Source organism: Bartonella sp. AA86SXKL (genome assembly GCF_042196885.1).
The window spans coordinates 1-925 of sequence record NZ_JBHIRE010000182.1; the positions used below are offsets into that span (position 1 = coordinate 1).

Here is a 925-nt window from a genome sequence, read left to right on the forward strand (position 1 = left end):
GCCACTGCTTATGTTACTTTAGAACCTTGTTCGCATTATGGCAAAACTTCGCCGTGTGTAAATACTCTCCTCAAATCCGGTATTTCGCGGGTTGTTATTGCTCTTACTGATTTAGACAAGAGGGTTAATGGTCGCGGTATTGCCCTTTTGCGTGCGGCTGGGATTGAGGTTATTGAGGGGGTTTTGGCTAAAGAAGCTTTTGAATCCTTGTGTAACTACTGGTGTATAAGGAAGCAGCAACGTTGTGCAGTCACTTTAAAAATGGCAATTTCTGCTGATAATGGTGTTGGGAAAAAGGGGCAAGGCGGAATAAAAATTAGTGGAACGACTTCTCATGCCCAGACTCATATTCTCCGTGCTCAAAACAATGCTATTCTTGTTGGTATTGGTACTATATTAGCGGATGATCCACAATTAAATTGCCGTTTGCCAGGAATGGAAATGCATTCGCCTATACGTATTATTTTGGATGCAAATTTATGCATTCCACTCAATGCAAAAGTTGTTCAAACAGCAAAAATAATTCCTACATGGGTTATTTGTGATGTAAACTTTTCAAAGAAAAGCAAAAAAATCGCTCTGGAACAGTATGGAGTGTCTGTTTATTCGGTAGAAGTGAGCAATGGTTACATGCCGCCCCTTACTATTTTACAGCTGCTTTATCAACGCGGAATCAATAGCGTTTTACTTGAGGGAGGCGTAAAGACGGGAGAAATTTTTTTAAATGCTGGTTGTGTAGATCATTTGATATGCTGTTATGCACCCGTTATTTTAGGAAAAGACCGTATTAAAGCCCCTCATTTTGGGAATTATCTCTCGCAATTTCATGAAGTGGAGACAAGAATGTTTGGAAAAGACCGTTTTTATAAATGGAGGCGTAAGACATTATGTTCACAGGAATTGTAACGGATATCGGTTGTGTTGA

General features: G+C 39.8%; 1 protein-coding gene. It reads left to right on the forward strand.

Annotated elements, in window-relative coordinates; translation table 11 throughout:
- Nucleotides 1-906: bifunctional diaminohydroxyphosphoribosylaminopyrimidine deaminase/5-amino-6-(5-phosphoribosylamino)uracil reductase RibD (gene ribD / locus ACFIO5_RS10845; protein ID WP_375705405.1), on the forward strand; the 906-nt coding region annotated here is incomplete at its 5' end.
- Between the last annotated feature and the right edge of the window lie 19 nt (nt 907-925).